We start from the raw sequence: 16,612 nt of genomic DNA, 5'->3' as shown, positions 1-16,612 counted from the left end.
CTCGATCACGAGACCGCTCGCGCGGACACGTGAACGAGGAGAAACGGGAGGCCGGACATGTCACGGTCACTGGAAGGCAAGGTCGCACTCGTCGCCGGGGCGACCCGGGGCGCCGGACGCGGTATCGCCGTCGAACTGGGCGCGGCCGGGGCCACCGTCTACGTCACCGGGCGCAGCACCCGCGCCCGGCGCTCGGAGTACGACCGCCCCGAGACCATCGAGGACACCGCCGACCTGGTCACCGAGGCCGGCGGCCACGGCATCCCCGTACCCACCGACCACCTCGACCCGGCGCAGGTCGCCGTGCTCGTCGACCGCGTCGCCCGCGAGCAGAACCGCCTCGACGTCCTGGTCAACGACATCTGGGGCGGCGAGAACCTCTTCGCGTGGGACAGCCCCGTCTGGGAGCACGATCTCGACAACGGACTCAGGCTCCTGCGGCTGGCGGTCGAGACCCACGCCATCACCAGCCACCACGCGCTGCCGCTGCTGCTGCGCCACCCCGGCGGGCTGGTCGTCGAGGTCACCGACGGCACCGACGACTACAACCGCGACCACTACCGCGTCTCCTTCTTCTACGACCTCGCCAAGACGTCCGTCCTGCGCATGGCCTTCGCCCTCGGCCACGAACTGGGACCGCGCGGTGCCACGGCCGTCGCGCTGACGCCGGGCTGGCTGCGCTCGGAGATCATGCTCGACCACTTCGGCGTGCGCGAGGAGAACTGGCGCGACGCCCTCGACCGCGTCCCGCACTTCGCCATCTCCGAGACGCCCCGCTACGTCGGCCGCGCCGTCACGGCCCTCGCCGCCGATCCCGACGTGGCGCGCTTCAACAGCCGGTCCCTCTCCAGCGGGGGCCTCGCCCAGGAGTACGGGTTCACCGACCTGGACGGCAGCCGCCCGGACGCCTGGCGCTATCTCGTCGAGGTCCAGGACGCCGACAAGCCGGCCGACGTCACGGGTTACCGCTGACGGGCGGCAGCGGCCACCGGGCGGGGTGCCCCGGCGGCAGGGCCAGATCCTGGCGCACGGCCGTGTAGTAGCCCTCGCGTCCGGCACGCTGCCGCTCCAGCAGCGCCTGCCACGCGTCCGGGTCGTGCGTCTCCTCGCGCAGGAAGCGTTCCATCTCCATCACCGTCACGACCCAGGCCCGTGCCTTCTCCACCACCTCCGCACTGCCCAGCAGGAGCAGCGCCTCGCCGGCGGGGTCCCGGGCGAACGTGGCCTCCGCCTGCGCCGACGCGGCCTCCTGGGGAGACAGGGGGTGCGGGTGGGGGTCGTTGCCGAGGTGGGCCGCGATCCGGTACGTCAGCGTGACGGACTTCTTCAGTGTCCGGGCGTAGTCGGCGTAGACGGCGAGCCGCCGCTCCTCCCAGCGTGCCGCGGTCTCCCGGCGGAACCGGGCCCCGTCGCTGCGGACCACCGCGAGGTACGAACCGAGCGCGCCGATGACGACGCCGATGAGAGCCGGGAGTTGCTGGAGGAACGCGGACATGGAGGCACCGTACTGCCCGCCCGACCGGCGCGGCAGTACGGTCGGGCCCATGACGGAGACAGGGCGTTTCGCGGACCACGGGGTACTCGTCACGGGCGCGGCCCGCGGGATCGGCGCGGCCACCGCGCGCCGGCTCGCCGCCGAGGGGGCACGAGTGCTGCTGACCGACGTCGACCCGGACGCGGCGCGGCGGACGGCGGGGGAGCTGGCGGAACAGGGGTTCACCGCGGAGGCGTTCGCCTGCGACGTGGGTGACCGGGCGTCCGTCGAGGCGGCCGTGGCCCACGCCGTGGCCACCTTCGGCACCCTGGACGTGCTGGTCAACAACGCCTACGCGTGCTCGCCCGACGCCCCGCTCTTCGAGGACGGACCGGACGAGGTCTGGGCCCGCGACCTCGACATCACCCTCACCGGTGCCTACCGCTGCTGCCGGGCGGCGCTCCCGCACCTGGCGGCCTCGGGGCGCGGCGCGATCGTGAGCATCGGCTCGGTCAACGGCGTCCAGGACTTCGGCAACCACGCCTACAGCGCGGCCAAGGCCGGCCTCGCCTCGCTGACCCGCACCCTCGCCGGCCACGCCGCACCGCGCGGCGTACGCGTCAACCTCGTGACGCCGGGCACCGTGCGCACCACGGCCTGGGAGGGGCGGGACGAGGATCTGGCGGCGGTCCGCCGGCTGTACCCGCTGGGCCGGGTCGGCGAACCCGACGACATCGCCTCGGCCGTCGCCTTCCTCGCCTCGCGCGACGCGGCCTGGATCACCGGCACCACGCTGGTCGTCGACGGCGGTCTGACCGCCGTCAACACCGGGTTCCGGCAGGCCGTCCGGGAGTGGCACGACGCCGGCTGAACCAGCCCGCCGGGCCCCGGCGCCCGGTCGCCTTTGTCACCGTTTCGTCGCGACGTGGCCGTGGCGGGCAACCGAAGCCGCCGGACGTCGGTCTAGCAGTCGGGAATCGCACCACGGGCGACCTTCCGCCCACTTCCGACGCTTCGACGCGAAAGGCTGACCGCCATGGGGGACATACGCAGACGGGGTGCCGTAGCACTCGGGGTCACCGCGCTGGTGGCGCCGCTCACACTCGTCCTGGGTGCCACGCCGGCCCAGGCGGCGAGCTGCACCACGCAGACCGGCCCGTACCAGAAGAAGGTGGAGAAGTTCCTCGGCCGCCCGGTCGACGGCAAGCAGTCCACCGCCGACTGCAAGGCGATCCGCGCCTTCCAGACCAAGCACGGCATCACGCCGAACATCGGCTACGCGGGCCCCGTCACCTGGGGCGTGATGGACCTGATGCAGAAGCAGAAGGCGGTCGGCAAGACCCCCAACAAGTCGGGCAAGTGCCCGGTGAACAAGGGCCGCATCGCCTGCGTGGACCTCACCCTCCAGCTGAGCTGGATCCAGGACGGCAAGAAGCTCGTGTACGGACCGGTGCCGGTCCGCACCGGGCGCAACGGCCACGAGACCCGCACCGGGCTCAAGAAGGTCTACTGGCGCAACATCGACCACCACTCGACCATCTACGACGTGCCGATGCCCTACAGCCAGTTCTTCGACGGGGGCCAGGCCTTCCACTCGGCCGGCGTCAGCATGTGGAACCCGCCGGGCTCCCACGGCTGCGTCAACATGACGAAGACCGACGCCAAGAAGTACTGGTCGCTGCTGAAGAAGGGCGACGACGTCTTCGTGTACGGCCGCAAGCCGGGCACCTGACGGACGGGGCGCCCGGCCCGCGCCGTGTCGCGGCCGGACCCCGGGCGCCCTGGTGACGCGGATCACCGACTTGCCGCGCGGGCGGCACTGGTGCCGGGGGCGGCGGGGATGTGAAGGAGCGGGCCGTGTGCGGTGGGACACAGTCTCCGGTAACGAACTCGTCGACAGGTCTTGACAGATGGGGTGATCGACGTGATCAGTAACACGGTCCCTTATGTCCGTTTGGGTCGCGATTACTCACATCGTCTTCACGCCCGGCGCCGTATGCTTCACAGCATGTCCACCACTGTTGAACCTTCCTCCGAGCGATCGGCTGCCGAGGTCAACGAGGAGATCCGGGCCCTGTGGCTCCGGTCGGGCGGGACACTGAGCGTCGAGCAGCGCGCGGAGTACCAGCGGCTCGTCCTGGAGTGGGCCGCCGCGGCCCCGGACCCGGTGCGGGCCGCCTGACCGGCGCCCGACACTCCTCGGCGCATCGGATCACCGGCCCGGGGTCCCTCCACCGGAGGGGTGCCCTCCTCATGACCACGGACGACGCCCGCCTCGCGTACCTGCCGCGGGGCGGGCGGGCCGGGGCGCCGCCCCGCGGTCCCGGCCGCCCGGCGGGTCACCCCCACGTCGCCGAGTAGTGCCGCCGGTAGGACTTGCGGTCCTGTTCCGCGCGGATCCACCGGGTGGCCACCAGGGCGACCGCACTGCCCGCCACGACGAGCAGCCCGGGACCGACGTTTCGGCGGTCGGCGAGCCGGGAGAGCAGGGTCGAGCCGTCGATGCCCGTCACAGGCGCCGCGGCGCCCGGTGCCGCGGCGCCCGGAGCGCCCGCGCCGCCACCGGTGGCGGCCGGTGACGAGGGCGCGGCCCCCGGCGCCGCCCCCTCCCGCGGCGAGACGAGCAGCCGGACGCCGAGCGACGCCATGGCGTCCGGCAGCGGCTGGAAGAAGGTCGTTCCCCCGTTGTCGCAGTCGCCGCTGCCGCCCGACGTCACCCCGAGCGCGAGGCCCTCGGAGAACATCGGCCCCCCGCTGTCCCCGGGTTCGGCGCACACGTCGGTCTGGATGAGGCCGGTCACCGTGCCCTCCGGGTAGTTGACCGTCGCGTCGAGCGCGGTCACCCGGCCGTCGCGCAGCCCGCTGGTGCTGCCGCTGCGGAAGACGCGCTGCCCCACGGCCGGTTCGCCCAGGCCCGTGATCCGCACGCCCTTCCCGCCCCCGACCGCCACCACGTCGGCGCCGTCGCCCGCCTTGCCGTTCGCGTACTCCACCAGGGAGAAGTCGTCCCCGGGGAAGCTCCCGGCGACCGTCATGCCGACCTGCCGGCCACCGCCGTCACCGAACCAGACGGACCCCGTCGGTCCGCAGTGACCGGCGGTCAGGATGAACTCGCTCCGCCCGTCGGTCACGTTGAAGCCCGCCGAGCAGCGGCCCGCCGTGGAACGGATGGGCTCGGCGCCGTTCAGACGCGTGGTGAACTCCCCCTCGGAGCGCTCCATGCGGACGAAGCCCCCGATGCCCTCCGCCACGCCCGTCAGGCGCGACCAGTCGGCGGCGGAGACCGTGCTGTCACCCCGTACCACCACCTCGTTCGCCCGGTAGTCGAACGCCCAGGCCGTCCCGGGCACCCGCGGGGCCGCACGCAGCGTGGCGGCCGCCGACGTCAGCTCGGACATGCTGTGCCGTACGACCTTCGGCTCGGCGCCGGCCCGCCGCACCTCCTCGGCCGTGCTCCCGTCGGTGACCGCGACGACGGGCCGCCCCTCGGCGTCGAGCCAGTGGCCCGCCGTCCGGGAGGCGCCCAGCCGTGACACGAGCCCGGCGCCGGTACCGGACGCCGCCCGTACCGTCGTCTGCGGCACGGTGGACGGGCCGGGCGGTTCGCTCGCGACGGCCCGGGTGACCATCGTCCCCCCGAGCAGGAGCCCTCCGACGGCCGCCAGCCGTGCCACTCGCCGGACGATGCGACGTCGTGCGTGCCTCATGCATGCGCTCCCGAACCCGACCACGCGGCGTCGCCGCCGCGGGGGCCTCCGGACGTCGAGCGCCCCCCTCCCATACGCGGCCGGGCGCGCCGGTGTTCACCGGCCCGGCGCTCTCGTCCGGCCGGGGGCGCGTCATCCCCCGCGGCCCCCTATCTTGAGCCCCATGACCAGCATCCCGCAGCCGCCGCCCGCTGGACCGAACCCCCTGCGCGCGCTCACCCTCGACCAGCTGCGCCGCCGTACGAGCATGAAATGGCGCACCTACCCCCCGGACGTGCTGCCGCTGTGGGTGGCCGAGATGGACGTGCCGCTCGCCGGCCCCGTCGTGCGCGCCGTCACCGAGGCCGTGCGGCTCGGTGACACCGGCTACCCCGCCGGCACCGCCTACGCCGAGGCCCTGGCCGCCTTCGCGGGCGAGCGGTGGGGCTGGGACGGCCTCGCCGTGGAACGCACCGCGATCGTGCCGGACGTGATGCTGGGCGTCGTCGAGATGCTCCGGCTGGTCACCGGGCCCGGCGATCCGGTGATCGTGAACCCGCCGGTGTACCCGCCGTTCTACCAGTTCGTGGAGCACATGGACCGGCGGATCGTCGAAGCACCGCTCGGCGCGGACCTGCGGATCGACCTCGACGTGCTGGAGGAGGCGTACCGGCGGGCCGTGGCCGAGGGCGGGCGCGCCGCCCACCTGCTGTGCAGCCCGCACAACCCGACCGGCACCGTGCACACCGCCGAGGAGCTGGCCGCCGTCGCCGCCCTCGCGGAGCGGTACGGCGTGCGGGTCGTCGCCGACGAGATCCACGCGCCGGTCGTCACCGCGAGCGCGCGCTTCGTGCCGTACCTGAGCGTGCCCGGCGCCGAGCGGGGCCTCGCGCTGATGTCGGCGTCCAAGGGCTGGAACCTGGCCGGGCTCAAGGCGGCGCTCGCCCTGGCCGGGCCCGGCGCCGCCGCCGATCTGGACCGGATGCCGGAGGAGGTCGGTCACGGACCGAGCCATGTCGGCGTCCTCGCCCACACCGCGGCCCTGCGCGACGGCACCGACTGGCTGGACGCCGTGCTGGCCGGGCTGGACGAGAACCGGCGGCTGCTCACCGGACTGCTGGCCGAGCACCTGCCCGGCGTGGTCCACCGCGCCGGTGAGGCGACCTTCCTCGCCTGGCTCGACTGCCGCGCGCTCGGCCTCGGCGACGACCCGGCGGAGGTCTTCCTCGGCCGCGGCCGGGTGGCCCTCAGCTCCGGCATCCCCTTCGGGACCGGCGGTGCGGGGTACGTGCGCCTGAACCTCGCGGCCTCGCCGGAGGTGCTCACGGAGGCGGTACGGAGGATGGCGGCCGCCCTGGACTGAGCCGAGTGGCCACGGACCGCCCCCGTACCGGGGGTTGGCGCCTAGACTGCGGGATCATGGACGACGCCTCACTGGACCGGCTCGGCGCCGGCAAGTACCTGCTGGTCACCACCTACCGGAAGAACGGCACGCCGGTCGCCACCCCGGTGTGGGTCGTACGCGACGGGGACGCGCTGGGCGTGTGGACGGCGGCCGACTCCTGGAAGGTCAAGCGGGTCCGCAACCGCGCGGACGTCCTGATCGGACCGTGCGACGTGCGCGGCAGGGCCACCGGCGAACAGGTGCCGGGGACGGCGGAGATCTGCGACCCGGCCGCCACCGGCCGCTACCGCCGGCTGATCGCCCGCAAGTACGGCGTCGTCGGCCGGCTCACCCTGCTCGGCAGCCGGCTGCGCCGGGGCCTGGACGGCACCGTCGGCATCCGGATCGTCCCGACGCCCTGACCGGCCCTCAGGTCCAGGCGCGGTACGGCTCGTCGACCAACTGGAAGACCGGTTCGCCCCGCACCGGGTCCTTGGCCGTGGACAACCGCACCCGGTCACCGCTGTGGATGCCGATGAGCGGGCCCATGACGCGGCCGCGCAGCACGAAGCCCTCGGCCATCTCGATCAGGGAGACGTTGCGCGCGGCCGGGGTGTTGCGGTGCACGACCGTGGCGTGCCGCACCGTCCCCGCGCCCTCGCTCCGCTCCGTCCGCAGTTCGCTGCCGCGGCAGACCGGGCACAGCACCCGGTGGTACATGGTCGTGCCGCACCAGGTGCAGCGCTGGAAGACGATGGCCTCGGTGCCCGGCACCTCGGGGTCGAGCAGGCCCGTCGCGGAGCCGGCTGCCTGCTGGGCGACGTTTCCTGAGTGGTGGTACACGCTGCAACTCCCTGCACTCGGGCCGGAATCCCGCGTGCGCGGTCGACCGGGCACGCGTGTGCGCGGTCGCCGTGCCACCGTGCACGCCCACAGGGTATGGCACTCAGTGCCAGCCGTAAAGGCACTCCGTACCCTCGATTGTCGAGGTCGTCAGCCGTCCCGTCCCTCGGGGGCGAACGCGGTCTCGACCTCCCGTACCACCTGCCACAGCGGCGTCCCGCGCCGCGCGACGACGACCACCACGTCGTCACCCGCCCCGGCCGGGGACGCGGCGGGCACGTCGCCGAAGGCGGACTGCGCGTACCGCAGCGCGTGGTCCACCGCGGCGCCCGCGTCGTCCCGGCCCTCCGAACGCAGCCAGGAGCGCAGGGCGTTGTTGTGCGCCGCGACCACCGCGGCCGCGATCACGTCGGCCCGCAGGGTGCCGTCCGGCAGCCCTCCCAGGCGCCCGCGCAGGTACTCCGCGAGGGCGCGCTCGTAGCGCCAGACCACCGAGAGCTCGTAGGCGCGCAGCCCCGGCACCTTCTTGGTGAGGTGGTAACGCTGCACCGAGAAGGCCGGGTTCTCGGCGTACATGCGCAGCACGAGCCGGGCCGCGTCGCAGACGCGCCGCACCGGGTCGGCCTCGCCCGGGGAGTCGGCCAGGAAGGCCGTCATGTCGGCCAGGCACCGCTCGTGGTCGGGGAAGACCACGTCCTCCTTGGAAGGGAAGTAGCGGAAGAACGACCGCCGACCGACACCGGCGAGCGCGACGATGTCGTCGACGGTCGTCTGTTCGTAGCCCCGCTCCAGGAACAGCCGGAAGGCCGCCGCGACCAACGCCTCCCGCATCGGCGGCCGGGTGCCCGCCGCGTCCGCCCGGTCCCCGCGGCGGGGCGCCGCGCTGCTGGAACTCATGGAGGGGAAAGTAGCAGCTCACCGACGTGCGTGGCACTCAGTGCAGCCAGTGGGGGAACTGAGTGCTCCGCTCGCTCGACGGTGCCGGTCGCATACGATCATTTCCGGTCAGCCCCCGAGGAGTCCCGCATGCCGTCCGCCCGCCCCCGCCTCCTGTACGTCACCGACCTCGCCTACGAGGCTCGCGGACGGCGCTACTGCGACGAGGACATCTTCCTGACCTCGAGACTGCGCGAGGACTTCGATCTGGCGCTGTGTCACCCGGGAGAGGCGGCGGCGCTGCTGGACGCCTTCGACGCCGTCGTCGTCCGCAACAGCGGTCCGGTGCTGGGCCACCAGGAGGCGTACGACGCCTTCCGCCGACGCGCGGCCGAGCGCGGCACCCGCGTCTACAACCAGCTCACCGGCCGGGCGGACATGGCCGGCAAGCAGTACCTGATCGACCTCACGGCCGCGGGCCACCCGGTGATCCCGACCGTCGGGAGGTCCGAGGACCTCCACCTGCTGCCCCCGGCCGACGAGTACGTCGTCAAGCCCCGGCTCGGCGCGGACTCGGTGGGGCTGCGCGTCGTGGCCACGGACCGCGTCCGGGAGACGGTGCGCGCCGGGGCCGGGGACCTCCTCGTCCAGCCGCGCATCGACTTCGTCCACGAGATCTCCTTCTACTTCGTCGACCACGACTTCCAGTACGCCCTGCACGCGCCGCGCCCCGACCGGCGCTGGCAACTGGAGCCGTACGACGCGTCCGAGCGGGACCTGGCCTTCGCGCGGCGCTTCATCGAGTGGAACGGCATCGACCACGGCATCCAGCGCGTCGACGCCTGCCGGACCCCCGGCGGCGAGCTGCTCCTGGTCGAGCTGGAGGACCTGAACCCCTATCTGTCACTGGACGCCCTCGACGAGGCGGGACGCGTCGCGTTCGTCACCGCGCTGCGGGCCGCCCTGTGGCGCCTGCTCGCGACCGGGACCGCCCCGGCCGACAGGACCTAGCATGGCCGCCATGGACGCGTTCCTCACCCGGCTCGACCCGGAGATGTGTGTGGTGACGGCCGAGGCGGACGGGGAGCGGGCGGGCTGTCTGGTCGGCTTCTCGTCGCAGTGCTCCCTCGATCCCGTGCGCTTCGTCGTGTGGCTCTCCGAGGTGAACCACACCTTCCGCGTGGCCCGGTCCGCCGACGTCCTGGCCGTCCACCTGCTGGCCCGCGACCGGCGCGCCACGGCCGAGCTGTTCGGCGGGCGGACCGGTGACCGCGTCGACAAGTTCCAGCAGGTCGGCTGGCGCCGGGGACACGGCGGGGCGGTCGTGCTGGAGGACGTCGAGGCGTGGTTCGTGGGCCGCGTCGTCGAGCGGGTCCCCGGAGGCGACCACGTCGGTTTCGTCCTCGACCCGGTCGAGTGGGGCGGCCGGGAGGCGTCCGACGCACCGCCGCTCCGCCTCGCCGACACCCGCACCATCCGGCCGGGGCATCCCGTGGACTGAGGGCTGAGGGCTGAGGGCCGAGGACTGAGCGCTGAAGGGCGAGGGCTGAGCACCGCGGAACATCCGCGGCGGCCGTCGGAGTGCCGTCGGGTCAGCGCCCGGTGGCCCCCCGCTCGACCAGGGCGTCGGTGACGGCTCGCACGCTGCGTGCGATGTGCTGCAACTGCATGACCTCCGCCGCGTAGAGCTTGATGGTGTGCTCGATGACCGACTCGGGCAGACCGAGCCGGGGCAGGTCGGCCCGGGCCGTCTGCAGCGCGGTGCGGGCCACCCGGACCTCGTGCTGGACCTGGATCTGCGCGTGGCGGGCGAGCAGTACCGGGTGGCGGATCAGCGCCGGGTACCCGGCGTAGCGGGCCGGCACCAGCTCACGCAGCCACTTGGCCGCCGAGCGCTCCCAGTCGTAGCTGCCGGGGGTCTTGACCTGGCAGGGCCAGTCCGGACTGAGGCGCGTGGTCGTCAGGGGCATGATCATCGCTTCCGTGTGCGGCGTCGACGGGTGGGGCGACGGGTTGGGGCGGTCCCGGTCCAGGGGACGACCGGGACCGCCACGGGCGCTCGCGCAGGCGATGCCCGACGGAACATCCCGGGTGCGCCGGAGCGGGTAGGAGTCGGCGGCCTGGGATGTCCACGCAGGTGCGGACGCGCTCCGGGGCGGCCGGGTCGCGATCCGTGAGCAGTATTTATATATGCCATCCGGTTTGCAAGACGTATGAAAACATTCATGCCTGCTGTGACCCGGAAGGTCCCGTCCGTGCCGCCCGATCGCCGTGCGGATCCCGTGAAGGAGGAGACCGGCTCAGTCCCGGAAGAAGAACTGGTGCTGTTCGGCGACCTGCTCGTACTCCTCCAGGCGGGCCTGCGTGCGCTCGGGATCGGCGTCCGTCATGGCCTGGAGCAGGGCCGCGCACATCACCCCCGGCGCCGCGTAGGAGTCGAAGACCAGACGCGACCCCGTACCGGTCGCGAAGGTCACGTCGGCCTCGTCCACCAGCGGGCCGAGCGCCAGGTCGGTGATCAGTGCCACCCTGAGCCCGGCGCCGCGGGCCACGCGGACGGCGCCCAGCGTCTCGTGGGCGTGCCGGGGCATGGAGAAGGCCAGCACCCAGGTGCCGCCGGCTTCCCGGGACTGGAGCAGGGCGTCGTAGGCGACGCTGCCGCCCCGCGTCACGAGCCGCACGTCGGGGTGGACGCGGCGGGCGGCGTAGGCGAAGTACTCGGCGAGCGAGACGGAGATCCGCAGACCGAGGACGGTCAGCGGTGCGGAGGCGGCCAGCTTGCGGCCGAGGTCGATCACCCGGTCGGCGTCGGCGAAGTCGCGCCGCAGGTTCTCCAGGTTCTCGATCTCGGCGTCGACGGCCGCCTGGAGTTCGTTGCCCCGGTTCTCCTCGGCCGGGGCACCGCCGCGGCTGCCCAGCGCGATCGACTGGAGCCGCTCCCGCAGCGCCGGGTAGCCGCTGAAGCCGACCGCAGAGGCGAACCGCGTCACCGACGGCTGGCTCACGCCCACCCGGTCGGCGAGGTCGGTGATCGACAGGAACGCCGCCTCGGGGAGGTGCTCGATCAGGTACTGCGCGATGCGCCGCTGTCCCGGGGAGAGGCGGGGCCGGTCGAACAGCGTCCTGAGCCGGGACGTGGCGGAGACCTCCGCCTCGGGTGCCGCCCGTCCCGAGGTGATCGCCGATGCCTGCGCGCGTGTCTGCTGCGGCGATGGCACGGGTGCGCCTCCTTTGTCTCCCACGGAGGTCAACATAGCTCACTCCCCGTGTCCGGCAGGGTGGCGTCACAGGCCGCCGCCCCCCCGCGCGCGGGCCGGACCCCGCGGCGCCCGGGACCGGTCTCCCCGCCGCGGGGGATAGCACCGCGCTCCGCGGGAACCCGCCGCCCGTAAGCAGTCGCAGCAGGCACGAGGAGAGGCAGTCATGACCGTCCCGGAAGAGAACCGGCCGAAGACCGACACCACCGACGACGTGCTCGGCCGGCACGAGGACGACGCTCACCGCCCCCCGGGAGGCACCGGCCGGACCCTGCGCGAAGCCCTGGAGGAGGCGCATGTCCGCCCCGACGACTTCGACGAGCAGTGAGCGTCCGATAGCGCGTCCGACAGCCGCACCCCGACCGGGCCGCCCCCGGACGGCCGCCCCCGAGACCCCCGGCAGGTGACATCGTATGGGCGCCATCAGCGCGCTGGAGAAATCCCTGGAGAACCGTCTGGAAGCGCTCTGGGCGCGGCTCTTCGAGAAGGACCCCGTCGAACTCCTCGACGCCCTGCACACCGAGTGTGACGACAACGCCGTGGTCTCGCCCGCGGGCCGGGTCATGGTTCCCAACGCCTACGACGTCGCGCTCGCCGGCGCCGTCCACGACGAACTGGCGTGTCGTGACGGCCGGGTGGGGCAGGTGCTCACCGACAGCCTGGTCCGCCACGCCGAGCGGCACGGGTACGAGTGGGCGGGTCCGCTGGCCGTGCACATCACCAGGTCGGACGACGTGCCCAACGGCCGCTACCACGTGGCGAGCAGCGTGATGCCGCACGTGAGCGCCGACGGTTTCCCGCACGCGGAGTCGAAGCCCCGTCCCGCGGGAGAGGCGGCCCGACCGAACGAACCCTCCCCCGCACCGGACCCGGCCACGGCGCCCGCCCCGGCCGTCACCCCGGACCGGGCCTTCGCTCCGGCACCGACTCCGGCTCCGGCTCCCGCTCCGGAGCCCGCCCCGGTTCCGGCCGCCGTCGCCACCCCCGCTCCGGCCGTCGCCGCCGCGCCGGCCCCCGCTTCCGCCACCGTGCGGCCGGCGTTCGGCGACGCCTAGGGTCCTCCGTCCGGCGACGCCTGTCCGCCTGCCGGGCGGCGCCCGTCCGGCGGGACTCAGACGCCGGGCGCCCGGCTCGGCCCCGGACCGGCCCCCCGGCCCTCGCCGTGCCCCGCGTCCGGCATCGCCCCCGCCGGCACCACCAGGTCGGCACGGTCCCGGACCGCGGCGACCAGGTCGGCGTTGCGCTGGTCGGTGCCGAGCGTCCAGGCGAGCGCGTCCGCACGGGACTTGCCGAACCGCTCGTGCCGCGCCACCAGCCGGCTCACCCGCACGGACTCCGGGACCTCGCAGAACCACACCTCGTCGAGCCGGGCGCGCACCCGGGCCCAGGCACCGGTCCCGAGCAGCAGGTAGTTGCCCTCCGTCACCACCAGCCGCGCCGACGCCGGCACCGGCAGCGCCCCGGCGATTGGCTGCTCCAGCACCCGCTCGAAGGCGGGCGCGTACACGACGTCGTCGCGGCCCTCCGCGTGCTCGTCGTGCTCTTCGCGCAGGCGGCGCAGCAGCGCGGCGTAGCCGGCGGCGTCGAAGGTGTCCGGCGCGCCCTTGCGGTCCCTGCGGCCGAGCCGGTCCAGTTCGGCGTCGGCCAGGTGGAAGCCGTCCATGGGCACGTACGCGACCCACGGGGCGCCGTCCCCGTTGAGCTGCCGCACCAGGGACCGGGCCAGCGTCGACTTCCCGGCGCCGGGAGCACCGGTGATGCCGAGGATCGCGCGTGGCCGGCCCTCCGCGAGGGCGCGGGCGCGTACGAGGAGGTCGTCGAAGGCGAAGGACACGCCGAACAGTGTGTCACCTGATCGGAGCCGCCCCGGTGGGGAACTGTGTCGGGTATGACGACGCAGCTCGGGCTTCCCGAGGACATCCAGGCCTGTCTCTTCGACCTCGACGGGGTCGTCACCAGGACGGCGGTGGTGCACGCCGCCGCCTGGAAGGAGACGTTCGACGCCTTCCTGCGCGAGCGGGACGGCGCGGACTTCCGCCCCTTCACCGACTCCGACTACGGCGAGTACGTCGACGGCCGCCCCCGCGCGGACGGCGTGCGCACCTTCCTCGCCTCTCGCGGTGTCGAACTGCCGGAGGGCGCCCCCGACGACCCACCGGACGCGCGGACCGTCAACGGGATCGGCAACCGCAAGAACGAGCTGGTCCTGGAGAAGATCCGCACCGACGGGGTCGAGCCCTACGAGGGCACGCTGCGCTACATCGACGCGGTCCGCGCCGCGGGCCTCGCCACCGCGATCGTCTCCTCCAGCGCCAACACCCGGGACGTGCTGCGCTCCATCGACGCCGAGCGCCTGTTCGACGTCCGGATCGACGGCGTGGTGGCCCGCGAACGGAGCCTGCCGGGCAAGCCGCACCCCGACACCTTCCTGGCGGCCGCCCGCGACCTCGGTGTCGAGCCCGCCCGCGCCGCCGTCTTCGAGGACGCGCTGGCCGGCATGGACGCGGGACGCTCCGGTCACTTCGGCTACGTCGTCGGCGTCGACCGCGTGGGCCAGACCGACGCCCTCTACGCCCATGGCGCCGACCGCGTCGTCAAGGACCTCGACGAGCTGGGAGGCCGCGCGTGATCACCAACCGGACGTACGCCGTCGAGCCCTGGTCCGTGCGCGAGACGGACCTCAACCTGGACCTCCTCGCCCAGAGCGAGTCCGTCTTCGCCCTGTCCAACGGGCACATCGGGTGGCGCGGCAACCTCGACGAGGGCGAACCGCACGGCCTGCCCGGCAGCTACCTCAACGGCGTCTACGAACTGCACCCGCTGCCGTACGCCGAGGCCGGCTACGGCTACCCGGAGGCGGGCCAGACCGTCATCAACGTCACCAACGGCAAGCTGCTGCGGCTCCTGGTCGACGACGAGCCCTTCGACCTGCGCTACGGCCGGCTCGGCAAGCACGAACGCACCCTGGACCTCAGGCGCGGCGTGCTGGAGCGGAGCTGCGAGTGGACCTCCCCGGCCGGTACGGCCATCCGGGTGCGCTCCACCCGGCTGGTCTCCCTCACCCAGCGGGCCATCGCCGCCGTGCAGTACGAGATCGAGCCCGTCGACAGCCGGACCCGGGTGGTCATCCAGTCGGAGCTGGTCGCCAACGAGACCCTGCCCGACCCGGACGGCGACCCGCGGACGGCCAGGGCGCTGGAGTCGCCCCTGGAGCCCGAGGAGCACATCGCCATCGGAACCCGGCTGCGCATGGTGCACCGCACCCGGCGCAGCGACCTGCGGGTCGCCGTCGCCGCGGACCATGTCGTCGACGGCCCGGAGGGGACCGCGTACCGCAGTGAGAGCAGCAGTGACGTGGCCCGGCTGACCATCACCTCCGTCCTCACCCCGGGCGAGCGGCTGCGGGTGCAGAAGACGGTCGCCCACGGCTGGTCGGGGGCCCGCTCCCGGCCCGCGATGGGGGACCAGGTCGAGGCGGCGCTGGCGGCGGCCGCGCACGGCGGCTGGGACGGCCTGGTGGCCGAGCAGCGCGCCTACCTGGACGACTTCTGGGCCAGGGCCGACGTCGAGGTGCACGGCGACGAGGAGATCCAGCAGGCGGTGCGCTTCGCCCTGTTCCACGTGCTGCAGGCCGGGGCCCGCGCCGAGCAGCGGGCGATCGCGGCCAAGGGGCTGACGGGTTCCGGCTACGACGGTCACGCCTTCTGGGACACCGAGATGTTCGTGCTGCCCGTCCTGACCTACACCGAGCCCAGGGCCGTCGCCGAGGCGCTGCGGTGGAGGCAGGACACCCTGCCCGCGGCCCGCGACCGCGCCACCCAGCTCGGGCTGCGCGGTGCCGCGTTCCCGTGGCGAACCATCGACGGCTCCGAGGGCTCCGCGTACTGGCCGGCCGGCACGGCCGCCTTCCACGTGGCCGCCGACATCGCGCACGCCGCGGTCCGGTACACGGCGGCGACCGGCGACCACGCCTTCGAACGGGACACCGCGCTGGAACTCCTGGTGGAGACGGCCCGGCTGTGGCGCTCGCTGGGGCACCACGACCACCACGGCGTCTTCCACATCGACGGGGTCACCGGCCCGGACGAGTACAGCGCCATCACCGACGACAACACGTACACCAACCTCATGGCACGCTCGAACCTGCTCGCCGCGGCCGACGTGTGCGAACGCCACCCCGACGAGGCGGTCCGGCTCGGCGTCGACGACGAGGAGAGCGCCGCCTGGCGGGACGCGGCCGAATCGGTGCACATCCCCTACAACGAGGAACTCGGCGTCCACGAGCAGCACTCGGGCTTCACCCGCCACCAGCGCTGGGACTTCGCCCGCACCGCGGCCGACCAGTACCCGCTGATGCTGCACTTCCCCTACTTCGACCTCTACCGCAAGCAGGTGATCAAGCAGTCCGACCTGGTGCTGGCGATGTACACCTGCGGGAGCTGGTTCGACGCCCACTGCGACGAGGACCAGATCGCCCGCAACTTCGCCTACTACGAGCCGCTGACCGTGCGGGACTCCTCCCTGTCCGCCTGCTGCCAGGCCGTCGTCGCCGCCCAGACGGGCCACCTGCGCCTGGCCTACGACTACGCCGCCGAGGCCGCTCTGATGGACCTGGCGGACCTGGAGCACAACACCCGCGACGGACTGCACATCGCCTCCCTGGCCGGTACGTGGATGGCGCTGGTCGCCGGGTTCGGAGGCACCCGCCGGGACGGCGAGAGCCTGAGCTTCACGCCGCGCCTGCCGGAGAAGTTCAGCCGCCTCTCCTTCCGGCTCCAGTTCCGCGGACGGTGCCTGCGGGTGGAGATCGACGCCGACAAGGCGACGTACACGCTGCTGGAGGGCGAGCCCCTGACGATCCATCACCACGGGACGGCGCTGCCCGTGAACGGGGACGGCCCCGTCGCCCGCGCCATCCCCGCGCCCAAGCGGCGCCCCACGCCCGAACAGCCCCCGCACCGCCGCCCCAACGACCGGTGACCGGCCCGGTGCGGGGACGGGCGGTACGACGCGACTGGCCGAGTACCGCCCTGCGCTTCGGTGGCACACGGGTTAGTTTGACCTTGTTTTCCGGGTTTCCGGGCTCCCGCCA

The 16,612-nt window shown here is 73.6% G+C and carries 18 protein-coding genes and 1 pseudogene; 12 read left to right on the top strand and 7 right to left on the bottom strand.

What is annotated here, in order from left to right; all coding sequences use genetic code 11:
• Positions 1–57: 57 nt before the first annotated feature.
• Positions 58–972: an SDR family oxidoreductase gene (locus tag ACZ6EG_RS23405; protein WP_469607224.1), complete on the top strand. Its 915-nt coding sequence runs from the start codon at positions 58–60 to the stop codon at positions 970–972.
• On the opposite strand, the gene ACZ6EG_RS23400 is transcribed toward ACZ6EG_RS23405, so the two are convergent.
• Positions 956–1,495, bottom strand: a complete 540-nt coding sequence (locus ACZ6EG_RS23400) for a hypothetical protein (protein ID WP_391970639.1) — start codon at positions 1,493–1,495, stop codon at positions 956–958. The genes ACZ6EG_RS23405 and ACZ6EG_RS23400 overlap by 17 nt on opposite strands.
• A 49-nt stretch (positions 1,496–1,544) precedes the next feature.
• Here ACZ6EG_RS23400 and ACZ6EG_RS23395 point away from each other — a divergent pair, with 49 nt between their 5' ends.
• The 3 genes from ACZ6EG_RS23395 (at position 1,545) to ACZ6EG_RS23385 (ending at position 3,656) form a co-directional block, all read left to right on the top strand.
• Positions 1,545–2,345, top strand: a complete 801-nt coding sequence (locus tag ACZ6EG_RS23395; RefSeq protein WP_391970638.1) for an SDR family NAD(P)-dependent oxidoreductase — start codon at positions 1,545–1,547, stop codon at positions 2,343–2,345.
• A 165-nt stretch (positions 2,346–2,510) separates the two neighbouring features.
• Entirely contained in the window at positions 2,511–3,206 is a 696-nt protein-coding gene (locus ACZ6EG_RS23390; protein ID WP_391970637.1) for a L,D-transpeptidase family protein, read from the top strand.
• Positions 3,207–3,470: 264 nt separating this feature from the next.
• Complete coding sequence (locus ACZ6EG_RS23385) at positions 3,471–3,656, top strand: hypothetical protein (protein ID WP_053140922.1); 186 nt, start codon at positions 3,471–3,473, stop codon at positions 3,654–3,656.
• Positions 3,657–3,813: 157 nt separating this feature from the next.
• Here the strand turns inward: ACZ6EG_RS23385 and ACZ6EG_RS23380 are convergent, their stop codons facing one another.
• Positions 3,814–5,181, bottom strand: a complete 1,368-nt coding sequence (locus tag ACZ6EG_RS23380) for a S1 family peptidase (RefSeq protein ID WP_391970636.1) — start codon at positions 5,179–5,181, stop codon at positions 3,814–3,816.
• A gap of 163 nt (positions 5,182–5,344) precedes the next feature.
• Between ACZ6EG_RS23380 and ACZ6EG_RS23375 the strand changes: the two genes are divergently transcribed.
• The gene (locus ACZ6EG_RS23375; protein ID WP_391970635.1) at positions 5,345–6,523 is read left to right on the top strand and encodes a MalY/PatB family protein; all 1,179 of its coding nucleotides are present in this window, start codon (positions 5,345–5,347) and stop codon (positions 6,521–6,523) included.
• 56 nt (positions 6,524–6,579) lie between these two features.
• On the top strand, positions 6,580–6,966 hold the full coding sequence (locus tag ACZ6EG_RS23370; protein ID WP_361014988.1) for a PPOX class F420-dependent oxidoreductase: 387 nt from the start codon (positions 6,580–6,582) through the stop codon (positions 6,964–6,966).
• A gap of 7 nt (positions 6,967–6,973) precedes the next feature.
• On the opposite strand, the gene ACZ6EG_RS23365 is transcribed toward ACZ6EG_RS23370, so the two are convergent.
• Positions 6,974–7,387, bottom strand: a complete 414-nt coding sequence (locus tag ACZ6EG_RS23365) for a Zn-ribbon domain-containing OB-fold protein (protein WP_391970634.1) — start codon at positions 7,385–7,387, stop codon at positions 6,974–6,976.
• 150 nt (positions 7,388–7,537) lie between these two features.
• A complete protein-coding gene (locus ACZ6EG_RS23360; protein ID WP_391970633.1) occupies positions 7,538–8,284 on the bottom strand; it encodes a TetR family transcriptional regulator in 747 nt (248 codons plus the stop codon).
• 129 nt (positions 8,285–8,413) lie between these two features.
• On the opposite strand from ACZ6EG_RS23360, the gene ACZ6EG_RS23355 reads away from it, so the two are divergent.
• Together ACZ6EG_RS23355 and ACZ6EG_RS23350 are read left to right on the top strand one after the other, a co-directional pair.
• Positions 8,414–9,274: an ATP-grasp domain-containing protein gene (locus ACZ6EG_RS23355; protein WP_391970632.1), complete on the top strand. Its 861-nt coding sequence runs from the start codon at positions 8,414–8,416 to the stop codon at positions 9,272–9,274.
• 1 nt (position 9,275) lies between these two features.
• Positions 9,276–9,764: a flavin reductase family protein gene (locus ACZ6EG_RS23350; RefSeq protein ID WP_391970631.1), complete on the top strand. Its 489-nt coding sequence runs from the start codon at positions 9,276–9,278 to the stop codon at positions 9,762–9,764.
• Positions 9,765–9,855: 91 nt separating this feature from the next.
• Here ACZ6EG_RS23350 and ACZ6EG_RS23345 read toward each other — a convergent pair whose 3' ends face one another.
• On the bottom strand, positions 9,856–10,239 hold the full coding sequence (locus tag ACZ6EG_RS23345) for a hypothetical protein (protein WP_391970630.1): 384 nt from the start codon (positions 10,237–10,239) through the stop codon (positions 9,856–9,858).
• A gap of 324 nt (positions 10,240–10,563) precedes the next feature.
• The gene (locus ACZ6EG_RS23340) at positions 10,564–11,481 is read right to left on the bottom strand and encodes a MurR/RpiR family transcriptional regulator (protein WP_391970629.1); all 918 of its coding nucleotides are present in this window, start codon (positions 11,479–11,481) and stop codon (positions 10,564–10,566) included.
• A gap of 205 nt (positions 11,482–11,686) precedes the next feature.
• Here ACZ6EG_RS23340 and ACZ6EG_RS23335 point away from each other — a divergent pair, with 205 nt between their 5' ends.
• Together ACZ6EG_RS23335 and ACZ6EG_RS23330 are read left to right on the top strand one after the other, a co-directional pair.
• Complete coding sequence (locus tag ACZ6EG_RS23335; RefSeq protein ID WP_391970628.1) at positions 11,687–11,848, top strand: hypothetical protein; 162 nt, start codon at positions 11,687–11,689, stop codon at positions 11,846–11,848.
• Positions 11,849–11,933: 85 nt separating this feature from the next.
• Positions 11,934–12,326: pseudogene (locus ACZ6EG_RS23330) on the top strand (DUF3662 domain-containing protein); the annotation flags it as partial.
• Positions 12,327–12,631: 305 nt separating this feature from the next.
• On the opposite strand, the gene ACZ6EG_RS23325 reads toward ACZ6EG_RS23330, so the two are convergent.
• The gene (locus tag ACZ6EG_RS23325; RefSeq protein ID WP_469607212.1) at positions 12,632–13,354 is read right to left on the bottom strand and encodes a nucleoside/nucleotide kinase family protein; all 723 of its coding nucleotides are present in this window, start codon (positions 13,352–13,354) and stop codon (positions 12,632–12,634) included.
• Positions 13,355–13,408: 54 nt separating this feature from the next.
• On the opposite strand from ACZ6EG_RS23325, the gene ACZ6EG_RS23320 reads away from it, so the two are divergent.
• On the top strand, positions 13,409–14,149 hold the full coding sequence (locus ACZ6EG_RS23320; protein ID WP_391970626.1) for a beta-phosphoglucomutase family hydrolase: 741 nt from the start codon (positions 13,409–13,411) through the stop codon (positions 14,147–14,149).
• Complete coding sequence (locus tag ACZ6EG_RS23315) at positions 14,146–16,500, top strand: glycoside hydrolase family 65 protein (RefSeq protein ID WP_391970625.1); 2,355 nt, start codon at positions 14,146–14,148, stop codon at positions 16,498–16,500. Before ACZ6EG_RS23320 ends, ACZ6EG_RS23315 begins: the two co-directional genes overlap by 4 nt.
• Positions 16,501–16,612 lie beyond the last annotated feature (112 nt).

This window comes from Streptomyces sp. NPDC041968, assembly GCF_055589025.1.
Note: the sequence above shows the minus strand (reverse complement) of the source record. Positions and strands in the feature narration are given on the sequence as shown.